Raw genomic sequence first — 15673 nt, 5'->3', positions numbered from 1 at the left:
GTGGCGATGAGCGCACCCGATACCCTTGCCCGACTGGCCGCGACAATCGCCGCGCGCCGCTCTGCCGATCCCACTACCAGCTGGGTGGCCAAGCTGCACGCGCGTGGCCTGCCCGTGATCGCGCGCAAGCTGGGCGAGGAGGCGGTTGAAACCATAACCGCGGCGCTGGCCGGAACGCGCGAGGAACTGGTGGGCGAGGCTGCCGACACGATTTTTCACCTGCTGGTCCTGCTCGACGCCAAGGGGGTTTCGCTCGACGAGGTTCTGGCCGAGCTTGACCGCCGCGAAGGAACCAGCGGGATTGCCGAGAAAGCCGCAAGGAACACCGACTGATGCCGATCGACCCGACCCTGCCCTATGATGACCAAAACGTGTTCGCCAAGATCCTGCGCGGCGAAATTCCGAACCGCACGGTCTTCGAAGACGAGTGGGCTCTGGCCTTCCATGATATCAATCCACAGGCACCCACGCACGTTCTGGTGATCCCCAAGGGGGCCTATGTCAGCTGGGACGATTTTTCTGCCCGCGCTGCCGAGGCGGAAATTGCCGGTTTCATTCGCGCGGTGGGTCACGTTGCGCGCAGTCTCGGGTTGGTTGAACCGGGTTACCGTCTGCTCGCCAACATTGGCCAGCACGGCCACCAGGAAGTGCCACATTTGCACGTCCACCTGTTTGGCGGGCGGCCGCTTGGCCCAATGTTGGCGCGGTTCGACTGAACGGACTCTTGCCTCGCGAGTCGCCCCCCGGCTAAGACCCCGCCATGGCGACGTTTCCCCCTGCTCCCTCGGGCCTGGTTGATGGCAAGGCGCACCGCTTTGTCGTGCGTGCCTATTTCGAGGACACCGATTTGTCGGGTGTGGTCTATCATGCCAATTACTTGCGCTGGTTTGAGCGCGCCCGGTCCGATTTCGTCCGGCTGCTGGGAATTGACCAGCGCGCCGTAAACGAAGCGGGCGAGGGAGCATTTGCCGTGACCGAGCTAACCATCCGCTATGCCGCGCCGGCGCGGCTTGACGATGCCGTAAGAATCGAAACCACGTGCGAGGAATTGGGCGCGGCGAGTTGCCGAATGCACCAGGTGGCTCGGCACGAGGATGGCCGCTTGCTGTCCGAAGCGCGGCTGCGGATCGGTTTCGTCTCTCCCGAAGGCCGCCCGCGGCGGATGCCCGCTGCGTGGCGTGCTGCCTTTGCCACTATCATGCCCGAAGGTATCTGATGAACACCCTGTCCCTGCTAAGCGCTGCTCCGACCCGCCTCGATCCTCTCAAGCTGTTTTTCGATGCCGACATCGTTGTTCAGGCCGTGATGGCGGGCTTGATTTTGGCTTCGGTCTGGGTCTGGGCAATTATCATCTCGTTCTCGCTGCGTATGGCCGTGATCGCCAAGCGGAGCAGCGCCTATGAGCGGGATTTCTGGAAGGCCAGCGATATTGCCGCTTTCCAGGCCCAGCGCGGAGGCAAGGAAGCGGGTGAGAACCCGTCGGCCCAGATCGTCGCCGCCGGGTTGGCCGAATGGCGCCGTTCGACCGCGACCAAGTTAATTGATCGCGATGGCACCCGCCAGCGCCTGGCCGGGGTCATGGACAGTGCCGTCGCACAAGAGGCCGATGGCCTGGCCGAACGTCTCAACTTCCTGGCCACGGTCGGCTCGGTTGCGCCCTTTGTCGGGCTGTTTGGCACGGTCTGGGGGATCATGAATTCATTCTTCCAGATTGGCTCGCAGCAAAATTCTTCGCTCGCAGTCGTCGCGCCGGGTATTTCCGAGGCGCTCTTTGCCACGGCCATTGGCCTGTTTGCCGCCATCCCGGCAGTGATTGCCTACAACCGCTTTTCACACCGCGTGAACCAGCTTGAGGCCCGGTTGCAGCGCTTTGCGGACCGCTTCCACGCCAGCCTTAGCCGCGAGCTGGACGAAGCCTGATGGGTGCAAGCCTCTCCTCTGGTGGCGGCCGTGGTCGCCGCCGTTCGCGGGTGCCGGTTTCCGAGATCAACGTGACGCCACTGGTCGACGTCATGCTGGTCTTGCTGATCATTTTCATGGTCACCGCGCCGCTGCTCAACGCCGGAGTGCCGGTGAACCTGCCAGACAGCCGAGCCAAGGCGCTTGACCAGGACCCCCAGCAGATCGAGCTATCGCTGTCACGCGACGGGCGGCTCTACATTGACCAGACCGAGATTGCGCTGGCGGCCTTGCCGGACCGGCTGGCATCAGTGCCGCGCGGCGCCGATGGCAAGCCGCCGCTGGTGACCCTGCGGGCGGACAAGAACCTTGACTATGGCGAGGTGATTGCCGTCATGGGAGAGCTCAACCGCGCTGGCTTCAATGCTATCTCATTGGTCACGAATTCTTCCGGCTCCGCTCAGCCGGTAATTGGCAGTTCAGGTACGCCCGGACAGGACTGAGCGGATGGCGCTGACCGATCTTCGCCGTGATGAAGGGCTGGCACTGCTGGCCGCTCTTGCTGCCCATGTCGGGCTGGTGGCCGTGCTGACCCTGCGGCCGACGCCGATCCCGCTGCCGCCACCCGAGCGCATCACCGTGACGCTGAGCGACGACGTTGGTCTTACCTCTACCTCGCCCTCGAGCGCCCCGGCTGCAGCCGATGAGGCACCCGAACTGGGCGAGGAAGCCGCTCCCCCGGAGCCAGTGCCGGTGCCGCAGCCCGAACCCCTGCCCAAGCCCGCCGCGCGCGCGACCGCCGCTCCGCCGCCCAAACCAGCGCCGCTGGCCAAGGTTCCTCCCGCGAAGGCGGTGACCCCGGCTCTGAAAGCGCTACCCGCCAAGACAGCGAGCAAACCTGGTGCGAGCCGGATCGGTGACGATTTCCTCAAGGGTATGCCCGGCGGGACGGCCAAGTCCCCGCCTGGACCGCCGCCTGCGACGACGATAGGCCCTGCGGTCCGCTCAGCGCTCTCGGGTGCCATTCTGCGCCAGATCAAACCGAAGTGGCAGGGACGGGTGCCGCAAGGCGTCGAGACTGAAAAGCTCGTCACAATAATCTCAATTGAGCTGGATCAGCAGGGTAATCTGATCGGTTCACCGAGAGTACTAGGACAAGAGGGGATTACGGGTTCGAATCGCAGCCAAGCGAAGCGGCATGCAGAAGAAGCTGTGAAGGCGTTACAACTGGCTGCGCCATTTAATCTGCCTGCGGAATTTTATGAGGCTTGGCGGCGACCGCCTCCGATCAGAATGAGAAAGAGCTTATGAGACGTTTGTTGTCCGCCGTTATGTTCGTTTTGTTGCCCGCTGCAGCATTCGCTCAAGAGGTGCCACCAGCGCCAGCATCTGAAGCGGCGATCGAGGTTCTGGACGAAAGCGATTGGCAGGACCTTGGCATTGCGATCCCTGCTTTCGCGACCAATGCCGATGTGCCGACCGCGACCAGCGCCGGTTCAACCGGGGCGCTGGGCTACAGCCTGGCGCAGGTGATCACCGCCAACCTCAAGAACAACGGACTGTTCAAACCGGTGGGGCCGGACAGCCTCCCGCGTCCTGCTTTTGAGGAAGTCCGCACCCCGACCTTCGATACCTGGTCCGGGCGCAGCGCTGAAATGCTGGTCCAGGGCTTCGTCCGGCCGGGCGATGGCAGCCAGCTGCTGGTCGGCTGCTATCTCTATGACGTTGCGCTGAAGCAGCAGCTCGCCAGTGCCGCCTGGCAGGTGGCGCCGGGCGACTGGCGCCGTGCGGCCCACAAATGCGCCGATATGGTCTATGCCCGCCTTTCGGGCGAAAGCCCGTTCTTTGACAGCCGGATCGCCTATATCGCAGAAACCGGGCCAAAGGACCGGCGAGTGAAGCGGCTGGCGATTATGGATTCGGATGGGGCCAATCACCGCTACCTGACCACCGGGCAAGCAACGGCACTGACCCCGCGCTATTCGCCGGACTACAAGTCGATCCTTTACCTGAGCTATTTCAACGGCCAGCCCCGGATCTATATCTACGATCTGGAAAGCAGCACCCAGCGCCTGCTGCTGCAAGGCCAGAACCCGTTGTTTGCGCCGCGCTGGTCGCCTGATGGCAAGTGGGTTCTCTATTCCATGGCGATCGCCGGCAATACCGACATCTACAAGATGCCGGCCAGTGGTGGGGCGCCCATCCGCCTTACGGACACGCCGGGGATCGACATCGGCGGCTCGTTTTCGCCCGATGGCAGTCGGATCGTGTTTGAAAGCGACCGCTCGGGCAGCCAGCAGGTCTATGTGATGAACGCCGATGGCTCGGGCCAGAAGCGGATCAGCTTTTTCGGCGGCCGGGCTGCGACGCCCGAATGGAGCCCCCGCGGAGATCAAATCGCATTCACCCATGTCGCTGGCAATTTCCGCATCGCGGTGATGGATCCGGCCGGGCAGGGCCTCCGCTATCTCACCGATTCCTGGCAAGATGAGGCCCCGACCTGGGCGCCCAATGGCCGTATTATCCAGTTCTTCCGCTCCGAACGTGGCAGCGGCAAGGCATCGCTGTGGCAAGTGGACTTGACCGGTCGAAACGAGCGGCAGTTGCAAACCCCGGTCGCCGGATCAGATCCGGCCTGGGGACCGCTCCGGCCCTGATAGGGCCGAACGATGGTGTTGACTCCAATGGGTCGAGCCAACCAAAAACGCATTTGAAAAGGAGAAACCCATGGCAATTTCGCGCCTGACCATCACCGCCATCTCGGCTGCCTCTTTGGCTCTCGGCGCCTGTGCGACCAAAGCGCCCAAGCAGCTGCCGCCAGATCCTGCTCCGGCGGTCTCCACCGCTTCGACGCAGCCCGCTCCGTCGGGTCCGAATCCCGGCAGCCAGGCCGACTTTGTGGCCCAGATGGCTGGCCAAGACACCATTTACTTCGATACCGACAAGTTCAACATCGACGGGACCGACCAGGCTGCGCTGCAGGCCCAGGCCACCTGGCTGCAGAAGTATCCTGGCAAGCGGGCTTCGATTGAAGGCCATGCCGATGAGCGCGGCACCCGGGAATATAACCTTGCGCTGGGTGAACGCCGGGCCAACGCGGCAAAGAATTATCTCGTCACCCTGGGTGTTGATGCCGCCCGACTGACCACTGTCAGCTATGGCAAGGAACGTCCTGTAGCTCTGGGTTCGGATGAAGAAAGCTGGGCCAAGAACCGCCGCGCGGTGACAATCACAATTGACTGATTCGTGTAAGCTGGCCGGCGCTGCTTATTGCAGCGTCGGCAGCATCTGGCCCAGATCGGGCAGGGCCGAGGCATCTGCCTGAACTGACCAGCGAGCGCCATTATAGGCCATTCCAACGCCTGACACTTTGTTCCCCAACAGGGCGAACGCAGCCATTGCCAGCACTGAGGCGGCAATCGACAGGGCGAGTTGCTTGCTCATGATGGTTATACTCCGGCTTGATCGGCGCAAGGTTGCTGGGCCGTGAAATGCTGCAGTGCAATACGGACTTTTGCCCGGCGTTCCTTAATCATTGCTGTATAGCGCTTTCGCTTGCGCGGACTCGGGCTGCGGGCTTATCGCGGCTCGATGAGCAGAGTGCGCCGATCGGACAATTGGGGCTTTCCCCGCTGGGGGGGGTATGGCGGCGCGCGTGAGACGGTTCATGTCCGGTTGTGTGATCGGTCCGGCTGCACTGAACCGGGCAACTGCCCTGCACCCAAGTCTCCCAACAGCCCGGATCGCTGGATGTTCTGCCAGGAGCATGCCGCTGAGTATAACCGCGGGTGGGATTATTTTGCCGGTCTGACTGCCGAAGAAGCAGCCGAACGCGAGGCGAAAGAGCGCCAGACCCACGAAGGCTTCAAGGAATCGGCGCACTACGGCTGGGCCGGATCGGGCGATGGGACCCGCAGCCGTGATGAATTGCGCGCGTTGGACCTGCTTGAACTGGAACCCGACGCCGATTTTGAGGCGATCAAGAAGAGCTACCGCACCAAGGCCAAACAGGTTCACCCCGATCTGCGCCCGGGCGATGAGGAAGCGGCCAAGGCCTTTCAGGCGCTGCAGCTGGCTTATGAAGTTCTCCGCGCCGCGGAAGAGCGGCGCGAGTGGAAGGGCTGATCAGGGCTTCTTGAAGCGCTTGATGGATGCTGAAAACGATAGGACGTTGCGCCCGGCATCGTCGATGATGCCGCGCACGAAGACCACGCTTCCCCCAGCGCGGACCACCTCGCCCCGCGCGGTAAGCAGGCGGCCGGGTTCGGCCGCACCCACGAAATCACAGTTCATGTTCATCGTCACGCCGTGGACCGACGTTTCCATGCCCCCGGCGATCATGAACAGGGCATAGTCGGCAAAGGTCATCAGCGCTCCGCCGTGGATATTGCCACCGCCGTTGCGGTTCTTCGCTTCGGGGATGAAGCCGCAGAGCACGGAGTTGCCATCAGGCTTGCAGTAGAACGGTCCGGCATGTTCTTCGAAATCGTCGACTGGTTCCCAGTGGTACCAGTCGGCCCACGGCCCTTCTTGCACCCGTGCCAAGCCAGGGCGGAGTGTCGGTTCGTCCTGTCGAAGCTTATCGTGGGTGTGCTCGCTCATGGCTAAGCCTCAAGCAGAAGCTGCCGATCCTCGCAAGCCTTAGCCTAGCGCGGCGCCGGCCCAGACTACGCCAACCATCAGCGGGACACCGGCCAGATCCAGCAGCAGGCCAGCCTTGAGCACGCGCGGCAGGGAAATGTGCCCGGTCGCCCAGGCCAGGGCATTCGGCCCCGTTCCTGCCGGCAGCATGAAGCCCCAGCTGGCGGCAAGTGCGGCGGGAAGGGCAAGCAGAATAGGGTCCGCCCCGAGCGCCACTACCAGCGCGCCGACCACGGGCATGATTCCGCTGGCGGCGGCGATATTGCTGGCGAATTCGGTAACGAGAACGACGAAGCCGACCAGCACCAGCGCGATGATCGGCAGCGGCACGGCCTTCAGCGGCAGCAGCATCTGGCCCATCCAGTCGGCAAGACCACTTTCGGTCATGCCCATGGCGAGCGCGAGGCCGCCGCCAAACATCAGGATCACACCCCATGGAGCGCGGTTGGCCTCGTCCCACTTGAGCAGCGGGCGACCCGTGCCATCGGGGATGAAGAACAGCGTCAGCCCGGCCAGGGCTGCAATAGTGCCGTCATCCAGCCCGCCGGCCGGGAACATGGGCTTGAGCAGCGGCATGGTCACCCAGGCCAGCACAGTCAGCGCAAAGACCGGGGCAAGCCGCTTTTCCGGCGTGGTCCAGCCTTCCGGCAGGTGGATCGCCGCGCGCGCGGCGGCGGGATCAAAGCTGCTCTGGCCGATCCGCTGGACCCGGGCAATGATCAGTGCGGCCAGCGGGACCGACAGCGCCACCAACGGCAGGCCATACATTGACCATTCGACGAAGCTGATTTCCACCCCCAGGCTCTTCTGGAGCAGGGCAACGGCGATGGCATTGGTTGGCGTGCCGACGATCGTGCCATAGCCGCCCAGCGTTGCGGCAAAGGCCACGCCCATCGGCAAGGCGCCGGCCATGCCATGCGTTTCCCCTTCACTGACGCCGCCCGAAGCGAGCATGGCGAGCGCCATCGGCATCATGATCAGCGCGGTAGAGGTGTTGGAAATGAACATGCTGATCAGCGCCGTGGCGCACATCACTGCCAGCAGCAGCCGCAACGGCGAATGCCCGGCGCGGGCCAGGATCGCCAGCGCCAGACGGCGGTGAAGGCCCGTCCGCTCGATCGCCAGGGCCAGGAATGCCCCGCCAAGGAAGAGGAACATGACCGGAGAATAATAGGTCGACGCCGTCTTGTTGGCATCGGACACGCCAATCAGCGGCAGGACGATGAACGGCAGCAGCGCAGTGACCGACAGCGGCAACGCCTCGGTCATCCACCATGCCGCCATCCACCACACCAGCCCGGCCGTCGGCCAAGCAAGCGTGGGCATTCCCGCTGGGGTCTGGGTCAACAGGGTCAGAAGGAAGCCGAGCGGGCCCAGCCAAAAGGCAATGCGCCTTGCGCTCATGCTTCCTTCCCCCAATTCGTCATGCCGACCTTATTTGGGCGACAGCACCATCAGCATCTGGCGGCCTTCCATGCGGGGATAGGCCTCAATCTTGGCTTCTTCGGCGGTGTCTTCCTGCACCCGCTTGAGCAGGTTCATGCCCAGCTGCTGGTGCGACAGTTCGCGGCCGCGGAAACGCAGAGTGACCTTCACCTTGTCACCTTCGCCGATGAACTTGTGGATCGCGCGCATCTTCACATCATAATCGTGACCGTCGATGTTTGGACGCATCTTGATCTCCTTGATCTCCTGCGTCTTCTGGTTCTTGCGCGCGGCATTGGCCTTTTTCTGGGCCTCATACCGGAACTTGCCGACATCAAGGAACTTCGCCACCGGCGGATCGGCGTTGGGAGAAATCTCCACCAGGTCCAGCCCTACTTCGGCTGCCTGTTCGATCGCTTCGCGGGTATACATGACGCCAAGGTTCTCACCGTTTTCGTCAATGACGCGGACCTTGTCCGAGGTGATCATCTGGTTGTAGCGCGGCCCGCTCTTCACGGGGGGCGTCAGCATGCGCCGGGGTGGGGGTGCTATAGTTCCTGCTCCTTTGGGCAATGTCTCGATGCGCGCGTCCTTAATCCGAATCCCCGCGCGGTGGAAGCGGCGATTTTATGCGGCTTCCTGCCAGACGGGAACCCTGACCAGCTTGCCCCGTACCGGTAGCACCGCATGGACCGCCTTGGCGGGCTGCATTGCGGCGATGATGGCCGGGTCAGCCACGTCCATCCCCCCGGTCAGCGCGCCAAACGCAGGCAGGATCAGCTTGCGCTCGCTGGCGGCCCAGCACGGCCGCGCCACTGACCGCCCGCGCGCCGCGATCCGCAGCTTGGGATGGAAATGACCCGAAAGCTCGGCCCGGGCTTCCCCGGCGCGGGCTTCGTGCCGCAAAACCAGCGGACCGACCGCCAGTTCCTCCAGCATCGTACCTGGTGCCGCCCCGACATCGTGATTGCCGCCGATCCAGACCCAGTCCACCACCCGGGTCAATGCCGCCAGCATCCCGGCAGCATGGGGCTCCAGCCGGTTCGCCCCGTCGCCATCGTGGAAATTGTCGCCCAGGGTAAAGACCCGCCGCGCGCCGCTCAATCGGATCGCGCGCGCCACCCGCTCCAGCGTCTCCCGGCTGTCATAGGGCGGCAACATCTGGCCGAACCGGGCAAAGAAGCTGGCCTTCTCAAGGTGCAGGTCTGCCACCAGCAGCGCCTCCTCGCGCGGCCAGTAAAGCGCGCCGCCTTCCAGCAGCGCCATGTCCTCACCCGCGAACGAAAAGGGAACCATGGCTTTTCCTTGCCGGAAGGCCGTTCGCTTGGCAAGGGCGGGTCATGACTGACTGGACCCCCTACACCGATCGCGCCAAGGCCTGGTTCGAAAGCCTGCGCGACCGGATCTGCGCCGAATTCGAAGCGATCGAGGCCGAGGCCGGCAGCGCCGCGCGGTTCGATTACCAGACCTGGCAGCGCGAAGAGGAAGGCAATCCCAATCCGGGTGGCGGTACGCGCGGAGTGATGAAGGGCCAGGTGTTTGAGAAGGTCGGCGTCAATGTCTCGACCGTCCATGGCACCTTCGCGCCGCAGTTTGCCGGATCGATCAACGGGGCGAGCGAGGAAAACCCCGGCTTTACCGCCACCGGCATCAGCCTGGTTGCGCACATGGCCAACCCGCACGTGCCCGCGGTGCACATGAACACCCGCTTCCTGACCACGACCAAGGCCTGGTTCGGCGGCGGCGGTGATCTCAACCCGCCAATCCCCTATGCCAATGATACGGCAGACTTCCACGCCGCGTTCCAGGCGGCCTGCGATACGCACGACCCGGCCTATTACCCGAAGTTCAAGGCCTGGGCTGACGAGTACTTCTTCATCCCCCACCGCAATGTCCACCGCGGCGTGGGCGGGATTTTCTACGATCACCTGGAATGCGCCGACGATGCCGGGTTCGAAGCCAACTTTGCCTTCACCCGCGATGTTGGTGAGGCGTTCCTTGCCGTCTTCCCTCAGCTGGTCCGCCGCCGGATGGCCATGGCCTTTACCGAAGCCGACAAGCGCCAGCAGCTGGAATGGCGCGGCCGCTATGCCGAATTCAACCTGGTCTATGACCGCGGCACGCTGTTCGGCCTCAAGACCGGCGGCAATATTGATGCGATCCTGATGAGCCTGCCGCCCGAAGCGACCTGGTCATGATCGGCGGCAAAAGCGCTTGCGGGTTTGGGGGCTGATCCCCCACATAGATGCCAATGCTGCGCCAGTATGAACTTGTCGAGCGGGTGCTCGCCTATGACCCGGACGCCGATGAGGCGATGCTCAACCGGGCCTATGTCTATACCGTGCAGAAACACGGCACGCAGAAGCGCGCCAGCGGCGATCCCTATTTCAGCCACCCGGTAGAAGTGGCAGGCCTGATGACCGAGCTGAAGCTCGACCAGGAAACGATCGTCACTGCCCTGCTCCACGATACGGTCGAGGATACGCTGGCGACGACCGAGGAGATTGAACGGCTGTTTGGGCCCGACGTCGCTCGGCTGGTCGACGGGGTGACCAAGTTGTCCAAGATCGAAGCGATGAGCGAGAACGAGCGCGCGGCGGAAAACCTGCGCAAGTTCCTGCTGGCGATGAGTGAAGATATCCGTGTGCTGCTGGTCAAGCTGGCGGACCGGCTCCACAACATGCGCACGCTGCATTTCATCAAGAGCGATGAGAAGCGCCGCCGCATCGCGCGCGAGACGATGGAAATCTATGCCCCTCTGGCGGAGCGGGTGGGCATGTACGAATATATGCGCGAGATGCAGCTGCTGGCTTTTGAGCAGCTGGAGCCTGAAGGCTATGCCACCATCACCGGGCGGCTGGCCCAGATCCGCGAGACCGATGGCGGGCAGGTCGATGCCATTGCTCTCGCGATCAAGCAGGCACTGGCCGAAGCGGGGTTGAAGGTTGAGGTTTCGGGGCGCGAGAAGCATCCGTACTCGATCTGGAAGAAGATGGCCGAACGCCATGTCTCGTTCGAACAGATCTCCGACATCATGGCATTCCGCGTGCTCACCGACAGCACCGAGGACTGTTACCGTGCGCTCGGCGTGCTCCATACCAATTGGCAGATGATCCCGGGCCGATTCAAGGATTACCTCTCAACCCCGAAGTCGAACGGCTATCGCTCGCTCCATACCAGCTTGATATTCGAGAACTCGATGCGGATGGAGGTGCAGATCCGCACCCACGAGATGCACCGCACCAACGAGTTTGGCCTCGCTGCGCACTGGGCCTACAAACAGGGTGACCGGCCCGATGGCCAGGTTGGCTGGCTGCGCGACCTGATCGAAATCGTCGATGCCAGCCATGATGCCGAGGAACTGCTCGAGCATACCCGGATGGCGATCTATCAGGACCGGATCTTCGCCTTCACGCCCAAGGGCGCGCTGCACCAGTTGCCCAAGGGATCGACCCCGGTGGACTTCGCCTATGCGGTTCACTCGGACCTCGGCAATTTCGCGGTCGGCGCCAAGATCAACGGCCGGCACATGCCGCTGCGCACGCCGCTGAACAATGGTGACGTGGTCGAGATCATCAAGAATCGCACGGCTTCGCCCCAGCTCTCATGGCTGGGCTTTGTCGTTACCGGCAAGGCACGCGCCGCGATCCGCCGGGCCGTGCGGGCCAAGGAGCGCGAGGAAGTCGCCGCGATCGGGCGCAAGCTGCTTGAAGGCATCGCCGACCGGCTACCCAGCAAGATTGGCAAGAAGGCGGTGCGCGAAGCTGTGAAGCGGCTGGGCCTGCCGAGCGAGGAAGACCTGCTGATCGCGATTGGTACGGCCAAGCTCGATGACCGTCAGGTGATGGAAGCGCTTGTCCCCGGCAGCACCAGCGGGATGGAAGACCCGGAAAGCTGGCCGAAGCAGGAACGGGCGATCTCCATCCGCGGCCTGACGGCAGGAGTCGCCTTCCATCTGGCCGAGTGCTGCCACCCGGTCCCGGGCGACCGGATTGTTGGCGTGCGCGTGCCGGGCAAGGGGGTGGAAGTCCACGCGATTGACTGCCTGACGCTGGCCAGCGGTGTCGATGCCGATTGGCTTGACCTGTCGTGGGGTGAACGCACCACCGGCGCAGTCGCCCGCATTCGCATGGTGCTGCACAATCGCCCCGGCACCCTGGCCGAAGCGGCCGGCATCTTCGCCAGCAACCGCGCCAACATCGCCGCGCTGGAAAACTCGAACCGCGATGAGCTGTTCAGCACCTATGACGCAGACCTTGAGGTGACTGACCTCGCCCACCTCACGCGGATTGTTTCCGCCCTCCGCGCGAGCGATGCCGTGGCCGAGGCTGAACGGCTCTAAACTTCCAGGGCGACGACGACTTCGTCGCCCTCGCGGATTCCCTCGGCCTTGCGGACGCTGGCCTTGACCGGCAGCAGCCAGCCCAGTTCCTTGCTGGGGAACAGCGAAGTATGGAAACGGCTATCCCCGATCGTCGCCTGCACCTTGAGCGAGCCGAACCCGCCCAGGGTCCTCTCCATCCGCCGCATCAGTGCTGTGCCGGACAAGGCTTCGCCTGCCGCGCCATCGATGGTCAGAAAATGCCAAGAACCGCCCGAGCCACCCTTCCAGCGCCAGAGTGTGCCGCTGTGCCTAATGATCTCCCGCTCAACCTGAGCTTGCCGAAGGGTCACTTCGCGCGCCGCACCGGCACCGGGATGTTGCAAATGTCCGCCCCGCCCGCCGGGCGGATGAAGAAGGCATCGCGGCGGTTGGCGTGGGCATCGGCATAGCGGGCAAAGCTCTCGCTTTCGGTCGAGAGGTATTCGTAGGCCGGCAGCCCGCTGACCTCGCTGCCGATCCGGATTGAGACGATTGCCGTGCGCTCCTCGGGCGTTTCATAGAACCCCAGCGCCCCGGTCCCGCGCGGCAGGCTGGAAAGGTGCTCAATCCCCTCGATCACCCGGCCGACCAGCGCGATATTGCGATCGAGATGGCGCGGGGCATGGCCGATCACGGCGTAGAGCTCGGCACCGGTGCCGGTGTTGGGCGGCATGTCGCGACCTACGCCAACCATGCCGTAGCAGTGGACGGGCCAGCCGCTAAGCTCGAGCTCTTTGTCCGTTGCCGTAGCCCTAGGTGCAACCGCAATTGGCCAACCTGCGAGAATGGCAGTGCCTTCAGCGTAGGCATCGCGGCTTGGGTGAATGGGATACCAGCGGGTCTTTGAACCTGCGCCGTCTGTTATGAAGTCCTGTCCCAGCGGATGTGCCGATTGCAAGCTGTAGACGACCTCCTGTTTCCCAAGCCTGCTCGAATAATTGGCCTGAAGCACCACCGCCAGATCCCCCGGCAACTTCCGCGCCTTGGTCTTGTCCTCGGCATTCGCATCGCCCCATTGCACGACATAGTTGTCCTGCACCCGGTTGATGCTGGTCCCGTCCCAGAACTTCGCCGCCGCCAGCTTGCGGATATTGCTGACCCAGCCCTGGCTGAACGGCGCGGGCATCAGCTGGATCACCACCCGGCGCGGCTTGTCCTTGGCGTCAGGCGCCAGGTCCATCACCAAGAGGTCGGACGGAGGAATAGCCATCCAGTCATCCTTGGGTGCGGCGTTGACGATCTCTGACGGTGCAAGCGGCGATGGTTGGGCGCGACCTGCGGCAACGTTAGCGGACGCCTGCGGGTGGGCCGGAGTGGCCGCAAGCAAGGCGGCGATCGTGATCAGTTTGCGCATGGCCCAGACATTGCCAGCAAAAATCAATGCTGCAAGCGGTCAGTCGATCGCAACATCCAGCGCCAATGCTTGCGTCGGTTCCCGCACCTCGCTAGGGCGCTTGCTTCCAGTGCATGCGGAGCGGTGGCCGAGTGGTCGAAGGCGCTCGCCTGGAAAGTGAGTATACGTCAAAAGCGTATCGAGGGTTCGAATCCCTCCCGCTCCGCCATTATCCCATTGTAAAATATAAATTAACCGCAGGGTGGCGCCCGAAATGGCGCAGTTCTGCGGCGTTTTCGTTCATCCGACCGAAGCGAAGAGACTGCTGATATCGGTAATCTCAGTCTCTAAAGCCCGTTTGTCTCTTTTCACCCGAAGCGCATCGGAAACGCTACGGTCGAAAAAACTGGCAGATTTCCTCGCTTTTCGCTCTCTTAATCAGCCGAAGCGTTGAGGCTTGATTGCGCCAAGCAAAGGGTTGCGAAACCAGTGCTACGGTCGCCGCCGGCTAGTACTTCTGCTTCGCCGGAATAACCTGTCGCCGACGCTCTGGGGCCAGCCGGTCGTCTCCACCCAGTCGATGGCGACTGGCAAGTTCCTGACCGGTGCCTTCCAGTTGACCGCTGCTCTTCCATTGCGGCTTGTCGTGACGCTGAACGGTTCTGTTGAGACAGACAAACGATCAATCGATTTGGGCTCAGTGCTAATCTGCCTTGGCAAAAAAGGGACTATACTCGAGCGCACAGGTCTGGTCGTCGAAGGCGGAGAGATGTTTATCGATAACGGTGCGGGCGCCATTCGCATGAATGTCGCGTGTCCGAAAAATATATTAGTCGAGGGATGTAGCCGGTTGGCTGAGTTGGCCAGAACGTGGAAGGCCTCAGGAGAGCTCCGTGAAGCTCGATAGCGTCATCCCTCAAGGTTGGGAGCGATACACTGAAGCGGAGCACCGAACATGGGACCTCCTCTTCAACAACCAAATCAAAAAATTGGCGCGCAAGGCAGTGCCTGAATTTCTTGAAGGCTTCTCAATTCTTGGTTTGGATGAACCAGGCATCCCCGATTTTGAACGACTTTCCGACTGCTTATTTGCAGCTACCGGTTGGCGCATCGTCGCAGTGCCCGGGCTAATTTCGGACCAAGAGTTTTTTGACCATCTTGCGAACCGTCGGTTCGTCTCTGGACGGTTCATTCGCCAGTCTGATCAAGTTGATTATCTCCAAGAACCAGACATCTTTCACGATGTATTTGGTCACGTGCCGTTGCTCGCAAACCCCGTTTTCGCCGATTACATGCAGGCTTATGGTGAAGGAGGGCTGAGGGCTGAGGGCTATGGAGCCTTAAAAAGGCTGGCTCGGATATATTGGTATACCGTTGAATTTGGCCTGATCCGATCTGACGAAGGCCTTAAACTATACGGTGCTGGAATAGCTTCGTCCGGAGGAGAAACAGCGTTTTCGCTCGAGAGCTCATCTCCGCATCGGTTAGGTTTTAATTTGGCGCGTCTGATGCGCACTCCATATCGTATCGACGATTACCAACAGGCGTATTTCGTGATCGACAGTTTTGAGGATCTCTTGCATCAAACCTTAGATACCGATTTCGAACCTCTTTATTACTCGGCCGCGCAGCTGCCTGACTATGGGCTTGATGAAATCGTTGCTGAGGATGTGATTTTCAATATCGGCACGCAAGCTCATGCCGGAGCCAGATCTGTTCATGCCAAGGCCTAGATGATTGGTTTCCCAACGCAAGGCGCCGGCTTAGTCTAATCCGATCACAAGGACTGGGGCTCTTTTCTCCAGAGATGGGGTGGATGCCGCTCTCCCCAACGGTGTCATAATGCACCAGCATTACGGTGCATTAGCCATCGGGATAGGAGAGGCAACCATGACGGACGTAGTAATTATCGGGGTCGATCTGGCGAAGAACGTGTTTCAACTGCACGGCGCGGCCGCTGACGGGACAGTGGTTTTTCGTAAAAAGTTCACGCGGCCTATGTTTCAGCGTTT

19 protein-coding genes and 1 tRNA gene are annotated in these 15673 nt (G+C 62.2%); 13 read left to right on the top strand and 7 right to left on the bottom strand.

Translation table 11 applies throughout. The annotated features are described in order from the left end of the window. Nucleotides 1–6: 6 nt before the first annotated feature. From RQP55_RS11580 to pal, 8 genes are all read left to right on the top strand, one after another. Nucleotides 7–333 (top strand): phosphoribosyl-ATP diphosphatase, encoded by a 327-nt coding sequence (locus RQP55_RS11580; protein ID WP_315610352.1) that lies wholly within the window; start codon nucleotides 7–9, stop codon nucleotides 331–333. Further along, complete coding sequence (locus tag RQP55_RS11575; protein WP_315610351.1) at nucleotides 333–716, top strand: histidine triad nucleotide-binding protein; 384 nt, start codon at nucleotides 333–335, stop codon at nucleotides 714–716. Before RQP55_RS11580 ends, RQP55_RS11575 begins: the two co-directional genes overlap by 1 nt. Nucleotides 717–760: 44 nt before the next feature. Continuing rightward, on the top strand, nucleotides 761–1216 hold the full coding sequence (locus RQP55_RS11570) for a YbgC/FadM family acyl-CoA thioesterase (protein ID WP_315610350.1): 456 nt from the start codon (nucleotides 761–763) through the stop codon (nucleotides 1214–1216). Further along, nucleotides 1216–1920 (top strand): protein TolQ, encoded by a 705-nt coding sequence (gene tolQ, locus RQP55_RS11565; protein ID WP_315610349.1) that lies wholly within the window; start codon nucleotides 1216–1218, stop codon nucleotides 1918–1920. Before RQP55_RS11570 ends, tolQ begins: the two co-directional genes overlap by 1 nt. After that, nucleotides 1920–2402: a biopolymer transporter ExbD gene (locus tag RQP55_RS11560; RefSeq protein WP_315610348.1), complete on the top strand. Its 483-nt coding sequence runs from the start codon at nucleotides 1920–1922 to the stop codon at nucleotides 2400–2402. Before tolQ ends, RQP55_RS11560 begins: the two co-directional genes overlap by 1 nt. Nucleotides 2403–2406: 4 nt before the next feature. Further along, entirely contained in the window at nucleotides 2407–3210 is an 804-nt protein-coding gene (locus RQP55_RS11555) for a hypothetical protein (RefSeq protein ID WP_315610347.1), read from the top strand. A gap of 20 nt (nucleotides 3211–3230) precedes the next feature. Then, entirely contained in the window at nucleotides 3231–4556 is a 1326-nt protein-coding gene (gene tolB / locus RQP55_RS11550; protein ID WP_315610346.1) for a Tol-Pal system beta propeller repeat protein TolB, read from the top strand. 70 nt (nucleotides 4557–4626) lie between these two features. Continuing rightward, nucleotides 4627–5142, top strand: coding sequence for a peptidoglycan-associated lipoprotein Pal (pal, locus tag RQP55_RS11545; protein WP_315610345.1), 516 nt, complete (start codon nucleotides 4627–4629; stop codon nucleotides 5140–5142). A gap of 24 nt (nucleotides 5143–5166) precedes the next feature. On the opposite strand, the gene RQP55_RS11540 is transcribed toward pal, so the two are convergent. Beyond that, a complete protein-coding gene (locus RQP55_RS11540) occupies nucleotides 5167–5343 on the bottom strand; it encodes a hypothetical protein (RefSeq protein WP_315610344.1) in 177 nt (58 codons plus the stop codon). Between the two features lie 147 nt (nucleotides 5344–5490). Between RQP55_RS11540 and RQP55_RS11535 the strand changes: the two genes are divergently transcribed. After that, nucleotides 5491–6024, top strand: coding sequence for a J domain-containing protein (locus RQP55_RS11535; protein WP_315610343.1), 534 nt, complete (start codon nucleotides 5491–5493; stop codon nucleotides 6022–6024). Here RQP55_RS11535 and RQP55_RS11530 read toward each other — a convergent pair whose 3' ends face one another. The 4 genes from RQP55_RS11530 to pdeM form a co-directional block, all read right to left on the bottom strand. After that, nucleotides 6025–6501, bottom strand: a complete 477-nt coding sequence (locus RQP55_RS11530) for a PaaI family thioesterase (RefSeq protein WP_315610342.1) — start codon at nucleotides 6499–6501, stop codon at nucleotides 6025–6027. It abuts the gene before it with no gap. 39 nt (nucleotides 6502–6540) lie between these two features. After that, a complete protein-coding gene (locus RQP55_RS11525; RefSeq protein WP_315610341.1) occupies nucleotides 6541–7944 on the bottom strand; it encodes a DASS family sodium-coupled anion symporter in 1404 nt (467 codons plus the stop codon). A gap of 30 nt (nucleotides 7945–7974) precedes the next feature. After that, the gene (gene infC / locus RQP55_RS11520) at nucleotides 7975–8496 is read right to left on the bottom strand and encodes a translation initiation factor IF-3 (protein WP_315610340.1); all 522 of its coding nucleotides are present in this window, start codon (nucleotides 8494–8496) and stop codon (nucleotides 7975–7977) included. A 96-nt stretch (nucleotides 8497–8592) separates the two neighbouring features. Continuing rightward, nucleotides 8593–9261, bottom strand: a complete 669-nt coding sequence (pdeM, locus tag RQP55_RS11515) for a ligase-associated DNA damage response endonuclease PdeM (RefSeq protein ID WP_315610339.1) — start codon at nucleotides 9259–9261, stop codon at nucleotides 8593–8595. 44 nt (nucleotides 9262–9305) lie between these two features. Here pdeM and hemF point away from each other — a divergent pair, with 44 nt between their 5' ends. Then, a complete protein-coding gene (gene hemF / locus RQP55_RS11510) occupies nucleotides 9306–10163 on the top strand; it encodes an oxygen-dependent coproporphyrinogen oxidase (RefSeq protein WP_315610338.1) in 858 nt (285 codons plus the stop codon). Nucleotides 10164–10216: 53 nt separating this feature from the next. Further along, nucleotides 10217–12307: a bifunctional (p)ppGpp synthetase/guanosine-3',5'-bis(diphosphate) 3'-pyrophosphohydrolase gene (locus RQP55_RS11505; RefSeq protein WP_315610337.1), complete on the top strand. Its 2091-nt coding sequence runs from the start codon at nucleotides 10217–10219 to the stop codon at nucleotides 12305–12307. On the opposite strand, the gene RQP55_RS11500 is transcribed toward RQP55_RS11505, so the two are convergent. Together RQP55_RS11500 and RQP55_RS11495 are read right to left on the bottom strand one after the other, a co-directional pair. Beyond that, complete coding sequence (locus tag RQP55_RS11500; RefSeq protein ID WP_315610336.1) at nucleotides 12304–12639, bottom strand: DUF1905 domain-containing protein; 336 nt, start codon at nucleotides 12637–12639, stop codon at nucleotides 12304–12306. The two genes, RQP55_RS11505 and RQP55_RS11500, sit on opposite strands and share 4 nt — an antisense overlap. Further along, nucleotides 12636–13682: a peptidylprolyl isomerase gene (locus tag RQP55_RS11495; RefSeq protein WP_315610335.1), complete on the bottom strand. Its 1047-nt coding sequence runs from the start codon at nucleotides 13680–13682 to the stop codon at nucleotides 12636–12638. The genes RQP55_RS11500 and RQP55_RS11495 overlap by 4 nt, the downstream gene beginning before the upstream one ends. A gap of 117 nt (nucleotides 13683–13799) precedes the next feature. On the opposite strand from RQP55_RS11495, the gene RQP55_RS11490 reads away from it, so the two are divergent. Then, nucleotides 13800–13890, top strand: a tRNA-Ser gene (locus RQP55_RS11490). 625 nt (nucleotides 13891–14515) lie between these two features. Beyond that, nucleotides 14516–15394: a phenylalanine 4-monooxygenase gene (phhA, locus tag RQP55_RS11485; protein ID WP_315610374.1), complete on the top strand. Its 879-nt coding sequence runs from the start codon at nucleotides 14516–14518 to the stop codon at nucleotides 15392–15394. Nucleotides 15395–15673: the final 279 nt, after the last annotated feature.

This window comes from Novosphingobium sp. APW14, assembly GCF_032337075.1.
Classification (GTDB): domain Bacteria; phylum Pseudomonadota; class Alphaproteobacteria; order Sphingomonadales; family Sphingomonadaceae; genus Novosphingobium.
Note: the sequence above shows the minus strand (reverse complement) of the source record. Positions and strands in the feature narration are given on the sequence as shown.

Coding starts and splice junctions, on each gene's coding strand:
- hemF (WP_315610338.1), top strand. CDS start 9,306: ATGACTGACTGGACCCCCTACACCGATCGCGCCAAGGCCTGGTTCGAA.
- RQP55_RS11570 (WP_315610350.1), top strand. CDS start 761: ATGGCGACGTTTCCCCCTGCTCCCTCGGGCCTGGTTGATGGCAAGGCG.
- RQP55_RS11495 (WP_315610335.1), bottom strand. CDS start 13,682: ATGCGCAAACTGATCACGATCGCCGCCTTGCTTGCGGCCACTCCGGCC.
- RQP55_RS11530 (WP_315610342.1), bottom strand. CDS start 6,501: ATGAGCGAGCACACCCACGATAAGCTTCGACAGGACGAACCGACACTC.
- RQP55_RS11555 (WP_315610347.1), top strand. CDS start 2,407: ATGGCGCTGACCGATCTTCGCCGTGATGAAGGGCTGGCACTGCTGGCC.
- RQP55_RS11575 (WP_315610351.1), top strand. CDS start 333: ATGCCGATCGACCCGACCCTGCCCTATGATGACCAAAACGTGTTCGCC.
- RQP55_RS11525 (WP_315610341.1), bottom strand. CDS start 7,944: ATGAGCGCAAGGCGCATTGCCTTTTGGCTGGGCCCGCTCGGCTTCCTT.
- pal (WP_315610345.1), top strand. CDS start 4,627: ATGGCAATTTCGCGCCTGACCATCACCGCCATCTCGGCTGCCTCTTTG.
- RQP55_RS11580 (WP_315610352.1), top strand. CDS start 7: ATGAGCGCACCCGATACCCTTGCCCGACTGGCCGCGACAATCGCCGCG.
- tolB (WP_315610346.1), top strand. CDS start 3,231: ATGTTCGTTTTGTTGCCCGCTGCAGCATTCGCTCAAGAGGTGCCACCA.
- RQP55_RS11540 (WP_315610344.1), bottom strand. CDS start 5,343: ATGAGCAAGCAACTCGCCCTGTCGATTGCCGCCTCAGTGCTGGCAATG.
- infC (WP_315610340.1), bottom strand. CDS start 8,496: ATGCTGACGCCCCCCGTGAAGAGCGGGCCGCGCTACAACCAGATGATC.
- RQP55_RS11505 (WP_315610337.1), top strand. CDS start 10,217: ATGCTGCGCCAGTATGAACTTGTCGAGCGGGTGCTCGCCTATGACCCG.
- RQP55_RS11560 (WP_315610348.1), top strand. CDS start 1,920: ATGGGTGCAAGCCTCTCCTCTGGTGGCGGCCGTGGTCGCCGCCGTTCG.
- pdeM (WP_315610339.1), bottom strand. CDS start 9,261: ATGGTTCCCTTTTCGTTCGCGGGTGAGGACATGGCGCTGCTGGAAGGC.
- RQP55_RS11535 (WP_315610343.1), top strand. CDS start 5,491: ATGAGCAGAGTGCGCCGATCGGACAATTGGGGCTTTCCCCGCTGGGGG.
- tolQ (WP_315610349.1), top strand. CDS start 1,216: ATGAACACCCTGTCCCTGCTAAGCGCTGCTCCGACCCGCCTCGATCCT.